General features: G+C 59.2%; 10 protein-coding genes. 3 read left to right on the top strand and 7 right to left on the bottom strand.

The genetic code is table 11. The annotated features are described in order from the left end of the window. Positions 1-90: 90 nt before the first annotated feature. The 6 genes from GSQ77_RS12895 to GSQ77_RS12870 form a co-directional block, all read right to left on the bottom strand. Positions 91-507 (bottom strand): DUF4279 domain-containing protein, encoded by a 417-nt coding sequence (locus GSQ77_RS12895; RefSeq protein ID WP_158902593.1) that lies wholly within the window; start codon positions 505-507, stop codon positions 91-93. 11 nt (positions 508-518) lie between these two features. Continuing rightward, the gene (locus GSQ77_RS29485) at positions 519-1244 is read right to left on the bottom strand and encodes a hypothetical protein (protein WP_254067571.1); all 726 of its coding nucleotides are present in this window, start codon (positions 1242-1244) and stop codon (positions 519-521) included. Positions 1245-1400: 156 nt separating this feature from the next. Continuing rightward, positions 1401-2867 (bottom strand): efflux transporter outer membrane subunit, encoded by a 1467-nt coding sequence (locus GSQ77_RS12885; RefSeq protein WP_158902590.1) that lies wholly within the window; start codon positions 2865-2867, stop codon positions 1401-1403. Then, positions 2867-6004 (bottom strand): multidrug efflux RND transporter permease subunit, encoded by a 3138-nt coding sequence (locus tag GSQ77_RS12880; protein ID WP_158902588.1) that lies wholly within the window; start codon positions 6002-6004, stop codon positions 2867-2869. Before GSQ77_RS12880 ends, GSQ77_RS12885 begins: the two co-directional genes overlap by 1 nt. 17 nt (positions 6005-6021) lie before the next feature. Further along, complete coding sequence (locus GSQ77_RS12875; RefSeq protein WP_367889666.1) at positions 6022-7197, bottom strand: MexX/AxyX family multidrug efflux RND transporter periplasmic adaptor subunit; 1176 nt, start codon at positions 7195-7197, stop codon at positions 6022-6024. 20 nt (positions 7198-7217) lie between these two features. Then, a complete protein-coding gene (locus GSQ77_RS12870) occupies positions 7218-7649 on the bottom strand; it encodes a carboxymuconolactone decarboxylase family protein (RefSeq protein ID WP_158902582.1) in 432 nt (143 codons plus the stop codon). A 359-nt stretch (positions 7650-8008) separates the two neighbouring features. On the opposite strand from GSQ77_RS12870, the gene GSQ77_RS12865 reads away from it, so the two are divergent. After that, positions 8009-8881 (top strand): aldo/keto reductase, encoded by an 873-nt coding sequence (locus GSQ77_RS12865; protein ID WP_158902580.1) that lies wholly within the window; start codon positions 8009-8011, stop codon positions 8879-8881. Positions 8882-8980: 99 nt separating this feature from the next. On the opposite strand, the gene GSQ77_RS12860 is transcribed toward GSQ77_RS12865, so the two are convergent. Beyond that, the gene (locus GSQ77_RS12860; protein WP_158902578.1) at positions 8981-9955 is read right to left on the bottom strand and encodes a helix-turn-helix domain-containing GNAT family N-acetyltransferase; all 975 of its coding nucleotides are present in this window, start codon (positions 9953-9955) and stop codon (positions 8981-8983) included. A gap of 203 nt (positions 9956-10158) precedes the next feature. On the opposite strand from GSQ77_RS12860, the gene GSQ77_RS12855 reads away from it, so the two are divergent. Together GSQ77_RS12855 and GSQ77_RS12850 are read left to right on the top strand one after the other, a co-directional pair. Beyond that, a complete protein-coding gene (locus tag GSQ77_RS12855) occupies positions 10159-11547 on the top strand; it encodes an FAD-binding oxidoreductase (RefSeq protein ID WP_158902575.1) in 1389 nt (462 codons plus the stop codon). 83 nt (positions 11548-11630) lie between these two features. After that, on the top strand, positions 11631-12368 hold the full coding sequence (locus GSQ77_RS12850) for a glutathione S-transferase family protein (RefSeq protein WP_158902572.1): 738 nt from the start codon (positions 11631-11633) through the stop codon (positions 12366-12368). The last annotated feature ends 2 nt before the right edge of the window (positions 12369-12370 follow it).

Genomic DNA, 12370 nt, shown 5'->3' with positions numbered 1-12370 from the left:
CGAATATACCCGCGTGGGTCGCGATATAACGCGCCGACTAAGTCGCGAGCGTCCTGTAGCAAAAGATTTTGGCACTCACGGAGAGAACATCTACCGATATTCATCAATCTCGATTACGCCACCGAGCAGTTCCAGGATTGCCCGTATGTCGTCAGGCACGTCAGGTACGCGGTCGCCCGTCGCGTTGCGCCAGTAGCACCAAAACCGCGCCTTTACCCTTTCGCGCTCCAGCAGCTCACGCAAGCCTGGCCGTGTGAGGTTGAGGCGGTCGGTCAAATAGCGCAGATGCGGTTCGAGCGTGTCGCTAAGAACGAAAGTTTCGCTACGAACGCCCCATAGACCACTCCTGCCTGGCATACGGCTGGTCCGACCAGATGGCGTGACGAAATATTCACCCTTGACGATGGCTGTATCCGGCTTAACGCCAAAGTAGTCAGTCCAAAACGTCGGAACTAGCGAATCACCCATTACATGAAACGTTGCGTGCGCGAGTTGATGGTCCGGCATCGGAGCTCCTCTTAGTTAGCCCAATCATGGAAATTGTCGAGGTATTTTCCATTGAAGTAGACATCGCCGTTGTCGTGCCAGATAACGTTATCGCTGGGGCGAAGCAATTTATCAGGTTTGAACCTATGCAGCATTTCGCTGAACGTGTCCTGATCGTATCCGAGCATCTTGGCAGCATACCGGGGGTTGTTCGTTGAAGCTGCCAACTCGTCGGCGTTGCCGCTGGCAACCGCCTCGATGTACTCGAAAGCCTGCGCATCGCCGAGCGGAGTCGATGCACCCGCAGCCTTGGCCATCGCTGCCCGTGCCGCCGCAAGCTGCCCACACGCTTCGCGATCAGGCCGATACGGACCTGAGAGAACCGCCTCGCCCGGCGGGTACAGGATGCTTCTGGCAATCGCCCGCATTTCTGCAGCGGTCTCGGGGTCCATGACGCTGTATGCGCGCTTAGTCGCAGGCAGCAGCCCGCTACTCGGCAGCGATCCACCCCACATCGCGTCTTCGGGAATAACCACAACGCTGTCGCCGCGCACCATCTCATTGAGCGTCTGCACGACATCGAGATCAGCGCCGCTTTTGACAAGACGGTCGTGCCAGTGAAAATTTTTGCCAAGAAAACCGCGCACGCGCTTCACCAACTCGACATCCTTAGCCCACACATCAGCATAAGCCATCGCCACGAATTTCTTTCCTGCTTCGGCCGCCTCTCTCCGCTTTTGTTCCGGTTCGAACGTCATGTATTGTTCGTCGCGTCGATACATCATGTAGCGGCGCCACCCGTCGGCCTTCAGTTCTATCGCCATTCACCGTCCGTCCAATAAACGATGGGTTAGTCGAATGCCGATCAGCTCGGAACCCCATATCGCAGAGAGCGTTACGTAGAGCATCCCCTATCAGCTTTCATTTTTCAGCGCCTGAATATACTGGATTTGCATCGAATAAATTGGGATGCTTTCCCCGCTCGACCAGCCACCACCTAGCGCCCGATATAACGAGATTGCGTTCGTCAAACGCAGTTGCTTAAGTTGGATCAACGCCTGTCCCGATTCAAACAGGCTACGCTGCGCATCCAGCAATTCAAGATACGTCGCGACACCGCTTTGATAACGGCGCTGTGCGAGCCGCATGCGTTCGCCATCCGCCGCACATACCGCCTTCTGCGCATCCAGTTGAGCGTCGATCTGATCCCGTGCCGCGAGCGCATCGGATACTTCGCGGAACGCCGTCTGAATGGCTTTCTCGTAGTCGGTAACGGCAATGTCCTTGCGCACAGTTGCAAGATTCAAGTTCGCCCGATTACGTCCGCCACTGAAGATCGGTAGCGTCAATTGCGGTGCAAACGACCACGCTCCCGTACCGCCCGCGAACAAACGCGAGAAACTGTCGCTCACCGAACCCATGTCAGCCGTGATGCGCACGCTTGGAAAAAACGCCGCCCGTGCTGCGCCGATATTTGCGTTGGCCGCTTTCAAGCGCTGTTCGGCCGCACGAATATCGGGCCTGCGTATCAGCAAATCTGACGAAAGACCTGCCGCCACCGGCGCAATCGACAAATCGTCCAAGACGGGCGTTGCGCGCGGTAAATCGACGGTGAAGTCCCCGAGCAACAACCGCAACGCGTTCGCGGCCTGCGTGCGCTCGCGTGCCAGTGCTGCTAGCGATGCACGCGCCGATTGGACCAACATCTCAGCCGTGCGTAATTCGATTGCCGTACTCATGCCTGCGCCATAGCGGCGCTTTGTCAGCGCATAGATGCCGTCACGCGCGGTAAGCGTTTGCTGCGCCAGTTTCTCCTGATCGTATAGCGCACGCTCGGCAACATAAGCCGACGCAACTTCGGCAATCAAACTGATCTGCACGGCACGCTGTGCTTCTTCGCTGGCGAAGTAGTCAGCCAGCGCGGCATCAGACAGGCTCTTCACGCGGCCGAACAAATCAAGCTCGAACGCCGTAACTCCGAGCGCCGCCTGGTACTGGCTTGCGACCACATTTTCATTGAGCATGGGATCGACGGTTCGGCCACGGTTGTAGCTCACGGTACCGTCGACGCCAGGCAATCGATCCGCCAACTGGATGCCATACAACGCGCGCGCTTCCTGGATGCGCAGCGATGCCGCACGCAAATCTCGATTGCTCGCTAGCGCGACCTCGATCAAGTGGTCCAAAACCGGCTCGGTGAAATAACCACGCCAGTCGTCGAGGCTGCTTGCCTCATTGACACTTGCCGTTGCGCCGCACACGACCGGATAATTGACAGGCACCGGCGCTTGCGGCCGCTGATAAGCAGGCGCCATAGAGCAGCCCGCGAGCGCCGCCGCGAATATGATGAGCGCCAGCCTTTGCGTCGAAACACACCTCATCACTTCAACTCCAGTGCGTCCGTTTCCAACAAACCCGCACGCCGCCGCTTGCCAACGTTGAACACCTGCCCGACAAGCACAAAAAACAGCGGCACCATGAAAACAGCCAACACCGTCGCGCTTATCACGCCGCCCAACACGCCGGTACCAATCGCGATCTGCGCGCCGGATGCAGCGCCCGACGCGAACGCCAGCGGCAGCACGCCCACACCAAATGCAAGCGAGGTCATCACGATCGGTCGTAGCCGCAGACGGGCCGCTTCGAGCGTCGCGTCAACCAAGCTCATGCCTTCGCTGTACAGATCCTTCGCGACCTCGACGATCAAAATCGCGTTCTTCGCCGAGAGACCAATCGTCGCGATCAGGCCGACCTTGAAATAAATATCGTTTGGCATGCCGCGTAGCGTCACGCCCAGTACCGCACCGATCACGCCAAGCGGTACGACAAGAATCACCGCGAGCGGAATCGACCAGCTTTCGTACAATGCCGCGAGCGCGAGGAACACGATCAGCACCGACAGCACGAACAACGCCGGCGCTTGCTCGCCCGATAAGCGCTCCTCGAACGATTGCCCCGACCAGTCGAAGCCGATGCCGGCCGGTAGCTTGCGAGCCAGCGCCTCCAAGACCTGCATTGCCTCGCCGCTGCTGTGTCCTGGCGCGGCTGAGCCGTTCAGCGCAAACGACGGGTAACCGTTGTAGCGCGTGAGCTGCGTTGGCCCTGCGCTCCATTGCAACGTGACAAACGCCGACAGCGGCACCATCTCGCCCGCCGCATTGCGCACGTGCAGCTTACGCACGTCGTCAATGTCAACGCGATTACGACCGTCCGCCTGCACGATGACGCGCCGCACCTGCCTGCTGTGCATGAAATCGCCAACGTAATCGGAACCGAACATCACGGTGAGCGCCGTGTTGATCTCATCCATCGTCACGCCCATCGCAGCGGCCTTGTTACGGTCGATGTCGAGACGGATCTGCGGCGCATCCTGTTCGCCCGCGAATATCAAGTCGGTGATAGCGGCTTGCTTGCCGCCCTGCGCAAGCAAGCGGTCACGTGCCGCCGCTAGCGCCGGATAGCCAACGCCGCCGCGATCCTGCAAACGAAAATCGAAACCGCTAGACGAACCGAGGTCAGGCAACGCCGGCGAATTCATCGCATACACGGTGACGTTCGGTGCCCCGGCAAAGTGCGCGTTGACACGCTCGACGATCGCTTGCACACGGGCTCTGGAATCCTTACGTGCCTTCCAGTTTTTCAGCGTCGCGAAGATCATGCCGCTGCTCGGACTACTGCCGTACAGGCTGAAACCACCCACTGCATAGGAATATTCGACGGGCTCCTGGTCGAGCAGATAACGCTCGACCGCCTCGATGCCTTGCATAGTCTCGGTCATCGGCGTGCCCTGTGGGCGGCTCACCATAATCATGAAATTGCCCTGGTCTTCGTCGGGCAGAAAAGACGTCGGCAAACGCATAAACAGCACCGCCACCGTGGCGCCAATTGCCGCGTAAAGTACGATCCAGCGCACCGGTTTGCGCAGAATTTTCGCGACCACGGCGTGATAACGCCCCGTCGCCTGCGCAAACATGCGATTAAACCAGCCGAACCAGCCCGTCTTCTCGTGATGATCGCGCACAATCGGCTTGAGCAGCGTCGCACACAACGCTGGCGTCAAAGACAAGGCAAGAAACGCCGAAAACCCGATCGACACCGCAAGCGACAGCGCGAACTGCCGGTAAATGTTGCCTACCGCCCCGCTGAAAAATGCCATCGGCACAAACACCGAAGTCAGCACTACCGTAATGCCGACAATCGCGCCGCTAATCTGACGCATCGCCTTCACGGTCGCTTCATACGGAGGCAGCCCCTCCTCGGCCATAATCCGCTCGACGTTCTCGACCACGACGATCGCGTCGTCAACCAGGATGCCGATCGCCAACACCATGCCGAACATCGTCAGCACATTGATAGAAAAGCCGAGCGCGAGCATTACGCCAAACGTGCCAAGCAGCGCGACGGGCACGACCAGCGTCGGGATCAGCGTCGCGCGGATGTTCTGCATGAACAGATACATGACCAGGAACACCAGCACGCCCGCCTCGATCAGCGTGCTGACCACTTTCTGGATCGAAAGCTGCACAAACGATGCCGTCTCGTAGGGAATCTGATAACTCACGCCGGGCGGGAAATACTTTGCCAACTGATCCATCGTGGCGCGTACACGCTTGACGGTCGCGACCGCGTTCGAGCCCGGCGCCATCTTGATCCCCACACCGGTGGCAATCTTGCCGTTCACACGCGACGTAAACGAATAGTCGCTGCCGCCATACTCCACGCGCGCGACATCGCGCAAATATAACGCCGAGCCGTCCGCGCGGGTACGCAGTGCAATGCCACCGAAATCCTCAGGCGTGCCGAGTTGCCCACCAGCCAACACCATCGCATTGATCGGCGCCGAAACCGGGACTGCCTGGCTGCCGATATTGCCGATTGTCACGCGTGCGTTGTGGCTGCGAATTGCCGTCACTACATCCGATACGGTAAGCTTGAGCGACGTCATCCGGACCGGATCGAGCCAGATGCGCATCGCGTATTCGGCGCCCCAGAACTGTACCTTGCCAACACCCTCGACACGACGCAACGCCTGCACGATATTCGCCGAAGCGAGTTCGCCAAGCTGCACTTCGCTCATACGGCCGTCGTCCGACGTCAGCGTTACAACCAGTTGGATGTTATCCGCCGCCTTCTCGACCGCGACGCCATCGCGCCGCACCGGTTCAGGCAAACGCGCCTCGACGGTCTTAAGCCGATTCTGTACCTCGACCGTCGCCATGTCCGGGTTGATGCCCTGCTTAAAGGTCAGCGTGATCGACGCCGAACCCGCGCGGCTGGTCGCCGACGTGTACATTAGGCCGGGCACGCCGTTCATCTCGTGCTCGATCACTGCAGTGACCGACTCTTCAACGACCTGCGCAGAGGCGCCCGGATAATTGGCCCAGATGTTGACAACCGGCGGTGCGATATCCGGGTACTGTGCAACCGGTAGCGCATGCATTGCCAAGATGCCGCTCAAGATGATGAGCAAGGAAATCACCCATGCAAACACAGGGCGATCAATAAAAAAGCGAGCCATTCTGGTTTTTGCTTAAATTAAGTGCGTGCCGCTGTCTGCGCATCGGGTTGTTTTTCCACGGCGCGTTCGCGCGGCGTAACGATCGCGCCCGGCTCCAGTGCCGCCGTATTCTCGACTACCACGCGTTCGCCGCCCTTAAGTCCACGGGTCACAAGCCAATTGAGACCCTTGAGTTGGTTGACCCGAACCGGCACTACCGTGATCTTGCCCGCGGCATCGACGACCTTGACCGACGCCTCGTCCGCCGTGCGGGTCACGGCATCGCGCGGCACGGCAATGGCGGCAGTATCGATCCCGCGATCGAGGCTGATCCGAACATAGGAGCCTGGCAGCAGCTCGCGTTGTGGATTGGGAAACAAAGCGCGCATCGCAACCGTATCGGTGCCGGGATCGACTGCGAGATCGGCAAACAGCAACGTGCCCGTTTGCGCGTATTCGTGGCCATCGGGCAAAATCAAGTGCACCTTGCTGTCCTTTTGGACGATGCCTTTCACGCGCCCCGTATCGATCGCTCGGCGCAACGCGGCGACATCGGCAGCCGACTGCGAGAAGTTGACGTAAATCGGATCGATTTGTTCGACCGTGGTAAGCGGCGTCGCTGAATCCTGTCCCACCAGCGCGCCTTCGGTCACGAGGGCGCGGCGCGCGCGGCCATCGATCGGCGCCGTGACCGTCGCGTAACTTAATTGCAGCCGCGCCCGCTCCTGTTCAGCGCGCGCCGATGCCACCTCTGCTTTCGCCTGCCGCTCTTCGGTCACGGCTTCAGTGTGATCGCGCTCGCTCACTGCGTGGTCGGTCACTAGATCGTCGTAGCGCTTACGCTTGTCGGTAGCGCCAAGCGCGTTGGCCTCTGCGCGCGCAAGCGAACCGGTGACCACAGCGAGTGCGGCCTTCAACGGCGCGGGATCGATAAGAAACAGCGGCGTGTTTTTGCGCACTTCCTGCCCTTCTTCGTAGAGACGCGCCGTAACGATGCCAGCGACACGCGCCCGCACTTGCGCCTGCCGGTACGCTTCGAGCCGACCAGGCAATTCGACGGCCAAGGGCGCGGGCGATGGGTGGACTGTCACCACCACAACCTCTTTCGCCTTCGCCGCTGCGGCATCCGCTTTCGGGTCCGGCTTGCCGCATCCTGTGAGCAACATGGGCAGCGCTAGAGTCAGTACGATGACGCGCTTAATCTTCGTTAAGATAGATATTCCAGTCAATGTATTCACTCTGGCCGTTTGCGACCAAACGGTACACGCTCCGCAGAGTCGTCGTCAGGGGATACGGCCAGGATGTCCTTAACGTTGACCAGCGCGTTGCGCACAGCCGCGCCACCCGCGTAGAACAGAAGCTGCAGGATGGTCTCGACAATTTGTTCGCGAGTAGCCCCAGCGGCCAGCGCTGCCTGCGTATGCGCGCGTAGCTGTGGGACGGTATGTCCGAGCGTTACGCATGATGCGATCACTACAAGCTCGCGCGTGATGTGGTCGAGTCCAGGGCGGCTCAGAATGCCGCCCATTGCCCATTCAATCGACATATCGGTGAAATCCGGACAAAGCCCTTCCATGTCCTTGACGAGGGCATCGCCTGCACCAGCACCGAAAAGCTGCTCAAAAAGAGCAACGCCGCGTTGGCGTAGTTCGGGATTAGAAATCATCGCTGTTCTCCTGTTGAAGTGTGTTCGTGGCTGGAATGGCTTTGTCCTGTTTCGAGTGCAGATGCATCGCAGCAGTCACTGCGATTCCGAGAGGCGGCAGCATCGGCTTTTGTTTTTCAGCGGCCGAATATACTGGATTTGCATCGAATAAATTGGGATGGATAGGCTGATTGCCGACGATCCCGTCGCAAGCAACAATTCACCAGCAGGCGCACAATCTACCAAGCCCATGCAGTCGCACTCGACGCCGACCGCGTCGAATGAAGGGCAACCTCGTTTCGCAAACAAACGGATTTTTCAAAGCGCTTGGCCTGCCAACACCAGACCAGGCGTGGCTTACCCTACACAAAGGAAAACCCATGTCGAAATCAGTATCTGCTTCAGCTTCCGGTCAATTCAAAATCGGCGGCGACATCAAAGTCAACCGCCTAGGCTACGGCGCGATGCGCATCACCGGCAAAGGCATCTGGGGCGACCCTGCCGATCCGGCCGCCGCGCTCGCCACGCTCAAGCGCTTGCCCGAACTCGACGTCGACTTCATCGATACCGCCGATTCCTACGGCCCCTATGTCAGCGAAGACCTGATCCACGACGCCCTGCATCCGTACAAGGGCTTGCTGATCGCGACCAAGGGCGGCCTCACGCGCCATGGTCCGGATCAGTGGGCCGCTGTAGGCCGGCCTGAATATCTACGCCAATGCGTGCTCACGAGCATGAAGCGTCTTGGCGTCGAGCAAATCGACCTGTGGCAACTGCATCGGATCGATCCGAACGTGCCGCGCGAGGTGCAATTCGAAGCCATTGCCGCGATGCGCAAAGAAGGCTTGATCCGTCACGTGGGTTTAAGCGAAGTGGCCATCGATGACATCAAGGCAGCAGCCGAGTACTTCCCCGTGTCTACCGTACAGAACCTGTACAACCTGGTCGAGCGCAAGAGCGAAGACGTGCTCGACTATTGCGACAAGCACAATATCGGCTTCATTCCGTGGTTCCCGCTGGCATCGGGCGAACTCGCGAAGCCCGGCTCGATTCTTAGCAAGATCGCCGGCGAACGCGGCGTGACAACCGGTGCAGTCGCACTCGCGTGGCTGTTGAAACGCTCGAAGGTCATGTTGCCGATTCCGGGCACCAGCAGCGTCGACCATCTCGTCGAGAACGTCGCCGGGGCGCATGTCGAATTGAGCGATGCCGAATTCGCCGAGCTCGATCGCCTCGGACGCAAAGCGGCCTGACCGACAAGCACATCACCTAGCTGAACGTCATGAAAATCGAGCGGCGCATTGCATCGCGCTCGCTCGATTCAATCTCCCGCAACGTCACATCGAATCAGTTCAGCGTATTGAGCGACGGCTAAACCGCTGCTCGATCACCGTAGAGCCCCACTGTGATCCTTCTGCCTCGTGCGTCAATCGAAAGCCCGACGATTCATATAGGTGACGCGCTGCATCGAGGCCCTTGAAGGTCCAAAGGTAAGTCTCGTCGAATCGCCGATCGACAAAATCCAGCGCGTTCGCCAGCAAGCGACGGCCGACGCCCGTACCGCGCAACGATTCGTCAACGATGAACCAGCGCAAGTGAGCGATGCCCTCACCGCCCTCTGCGTCGATTGCAATCGACGCCAACGATCGTCCATTTTCGACGTAAAGCCAGAGTGCCTTATCGGGTGTAGGCAATGCCTGCGCAAACTCGGCAAGCTCGGTCGCGACTTTCTTTTCGAAGAACAAGCCGAAACCGGACGCCTGTGAATAAAAACGCGCATGCAGACTGGCCACGTCACCGATGCATCCAGGCTGATAGCCCTGCCGGATCTGCTCATCTATCGAAGCCGCCCGTTTCAATTCTTTGCCAGCGTTGTCCTGCGCCAAGGCATCCGCATAAAGTGACAGCGATCGAACCAGTGTCTGCTGATCGGCGGGAAGCAGTCGCCTCAGTGCGCTCGATACCTGGTCGGTTGCAAATCGATCGATCTTTTTCTGCAGCTTCCTTCCCGCGGCGCTCAGATGGAGCCTGGAGGAGCGTGCGTCGTGGGTCGCCGCCTCACGGCTCACCAGCCCCATCGATTCCAATTTATCCAGTTGCCTGCTCGTGTTCGACTTGTCGAGCCGAAGGATGTCGGCCAAGTCTCGCGCCTGGATTCCCGGCGCGAGGCCGATTTCGATGATCGCGTGGACCGCTGACGGAGCGAGATCGCTGTCCGCCAAGGTGCTGCGCATGAAGCCGAGCTCCCGCACCAGGCGACGCGAGAACTCGCGAAGCTCGAGGATCGTATGATCACGTGATTTTTCCGGAACGTCGATGTAATCCATCGCTCACCTCATTGAGTCGCTCGTGCAAGTTGCACGTGCGTATAAATTATAAGTTGCGATACGCAACCAATATACTTGCGCATCGCAACCTACTCAAGAAAAATCCGTCGCCACATCCCAAATTGATAACTCTCGGCCTATACTTACAAAAACCTTTCGATCGCAGAAGCTGCGAGAGTCGCCCGCATCCTTGGAGGTGTTCGATGGCCAATTTATCTGGCGATGCAATCACAAATTTGAAAGCGGCAACGAGAGGGCAAGTGCTGCTGCCTGCCGACCCCGATTTCGACCAGGCACGCAGCATATGGAACGCGATGATCGATCGCCGGCCGGCCGTGATCGTGCGCTGCGCGGGAGTCGCCGATGTTCGCCGCGCCGTGGACTACGCACGCGATAACGACTTGCGACTCACCGTGCGCGGCGGTGGCCACAACATTGCCGGCAGCGCCGTCTGCGACGACGGCTTGATGATCGACTTGTCGCCGATGAAATCAGTGCGAATTGATCCCCTCGCGCGTCGCGCCTACGTCGAACCGGGCGCCACGCTCGCTGATTTCGACCACGAAGCGCAGGCCTTCGGACTGGCAACGCCGCTCGGAATCAATTCGACCACCGGCGTGTCGGGTCTGACACTGGGCGGAGGATTCGGCTGGCTCAGTCGCAAGTATGGGATGTCGGTCGACAATCTTTTATCGGCAGACATCGTGACTGCCGATGGCCTACTGGTACACGCCAGTGCGGACTCCCATTCGGACCTGTTCTGGGCGATTCGCGGCGGCGGTGGCAATTTCGGCGTCGTCACGATGTTCGAATTCCAGCTGCATCCGGTGGGCCCGGAGGTATTCGGCGGCCTCGTCGTACTGCCGCTGGCTCAGGCAAAAGAGGCGCTCATGAAGTATCGCGTTGCGGCGCGCGACATGCCCGATGATCTGAGCGTCTGGGTCGTGTTGCGACTCGCGCCGCCACTGCCATTCCTGCCGCCGGAGGTGCACGGCAAACCGGTCATCGCGTTTGCGATCTGCTACACCGGCGCCGTCGAAGACGGACCGCGTACGGTCGAAGCCGTACGCCGCCTAGGCACCCCCTACGGCGAGCATTTGGGCCCGATGCCCTATGCGGCATGGCAAAAGACGTTCGATGCGCTGCTGGTGCCTGGCGCGCGCAACTACTGGAAATCGCACAACTTGACCGACTTGCCGGACGGTTTACTGGACGTATTGATCGATGCCATCGCCAAGGTGCCGTCACCACAATGCGAGATCTTCTTCGGTCAGATCGGCGGTCAAACAACGCGTGTCGCGGTTGAGGCCACCGCCTATTCGAGTCGCGATACTCAATATGTGATGAATGTGCACGGGCGCTGGAACGACCCAAGCGACGACGAGCGGTGCGTTGCGTGGGCGCGCGCGTTTTTCAAGGCAGTGGAACCCTTTGCATCGGGCAGTGTGTACGTGAACTTCCTGACGGAGGACGAGAGCGAGCGCGTCGGCGCGGCCTACGGTCCGAATTTCGCCCGTCTAGTGGCTATTAAGACGCGCTACGACCCGCATAACCTCTTTTGCCACAATCAGAACATCAAACCTTCATCGTAGTTTGATGACTCTGCCTTCACGGAGTAGGATTGCTGGTCCGTCTCGCGACATTCGGCGCTCAGCCGCATTTCAGGGAAACCAGCATGATCACTCTGTTTTCGTATCCGGGGCTATACGGCCTCGAAGACAATAACGCGTATGGCCTGAAGGTATTCGCGTTCCTGAGGCTATGCGGCCTGCGGTTCGATCATCAACATATTCTCGATACGAAATCGGCGCCGCGTGGGCAGCTTCCGTATCTGGTGGACGGCGAGCAAACGATAGGCGACAGCGACACCATCATCGCCCATCTGATCCAAAAGTACGACCTGACGATCGACCGTGCCTTGACGAGCGCCCAGAGGGATTTGCACCTCCTGATCCGGCGCACGCTCGATGACCTCTATTGGGTGATGTCGTACTCGCGCTGGCGCGATCCGCGCTTCTGGCCAAGCTTCAGGGACGCGGTCCTCAAAGCGCACCCCGAGGTCGCGGCAAGCGAGCTCGAAGCGGCACAAAAATACAACTTCGAGCGCTACCACTATCAGGGCATCGGCCGCTTTGCGCCCGAAGATGTCTATGCACGCGGCATCGCCGACCTGCAGGCGCTGGCGAACATGATCGCCGATGACGGTTACCTCTTCGGCCCGAAACCGAGCAGCATCGACGCCAGCGTGTATGGCTTCGTGGCGAATATCTATTTTTATGAAATCGACACGCCGCTCAAGCAGTTTGTCGCGTCGCAACCCAATCTGGTCCGACACTGCCACGCGATGCGTGCCGCAGTTAATGAAGCTAGACCCGAAGCCAAACCCGACGCTACACCCGCCACCCCCACCTAAAT

Source organism: Burkholderia sp. L27(2015) (assembly GCF_009765705.1).
In the GTDB taxonomy this organism is placed as follows: Bacteria; Pseudomonadota; Gammaproteobacteria; order Burkholderiales; family Burkholderiaceae; genus LMUX01.
The sequence above is the reverse complement of the archived record's forward strand: the minus strand, read 5'-3'. Positions and strand labels throughout refer to the sequence as shown.

Coding starts and splice junctions, on each gene's coding strand:
- GSQ77_RS12895 (WP_158902593.1), bottom strand. CDS start 507: ATGCCGGACCATCAACTCGCGCACGCAACGTTTCATGTAATGGGTGAT.
- GSQ77_RS29485 (WP_254067571.1), bottom strand. CDS start 1,244: ATGACGTTCGAACCGGAACAAAAGCGGAGAGAGGCGGCCGAAGCAGGA.
- GSQ77_RS12885 (WP_158902590.1), bottom strand. CDS start 2,867: ATGAGGTGTGTTTCGACGCAAAGGCTGGCGCTCATCATATTCGCGGCG.
- GSQ77_RS12880 (WP_158902588.1), bottom strand. CDS start 6,004: ATGGCTCGCTTTTTTATTGATCGCCCTGTGTTTGCATGGGTGATTTCC.
- GSQ77_RS12870 (WP_158902582.1), bottom strand. CDS start 7,649: ATGATTTCTAATCCCGAACTACGCCAACGCGGCGTTGCTCTTTTTGAG.
- GSQ77_RS12865 (WP_158902580.1), top strand. CDS start 8,009: ATGTCGAAATCAGTATCTGCTTCAGCTTCCGGTCAATTCAAAATCGGC.
- GSQ77_RS12860 (WP_158902578.1), bottom strand. CDS start 9,955: ATGGATTACATCGACGTTCCGGAAAAATCACGTGATCATACGATCCTC.
- GSQ77_RS12855 (WP_158902575.1), top strand. CDS start 10,159: ATGGCCAATTTATCTGGCGATGCAATCACAAATTTGAAAGCGGCAACG.
- GSQ77_RS12850 (WP_158902572.1), top strand. CDS start 11,631: ATGATCACTCTGTTTTCGTATCCGGGGCTATACGGCCTCGAAGACAAT.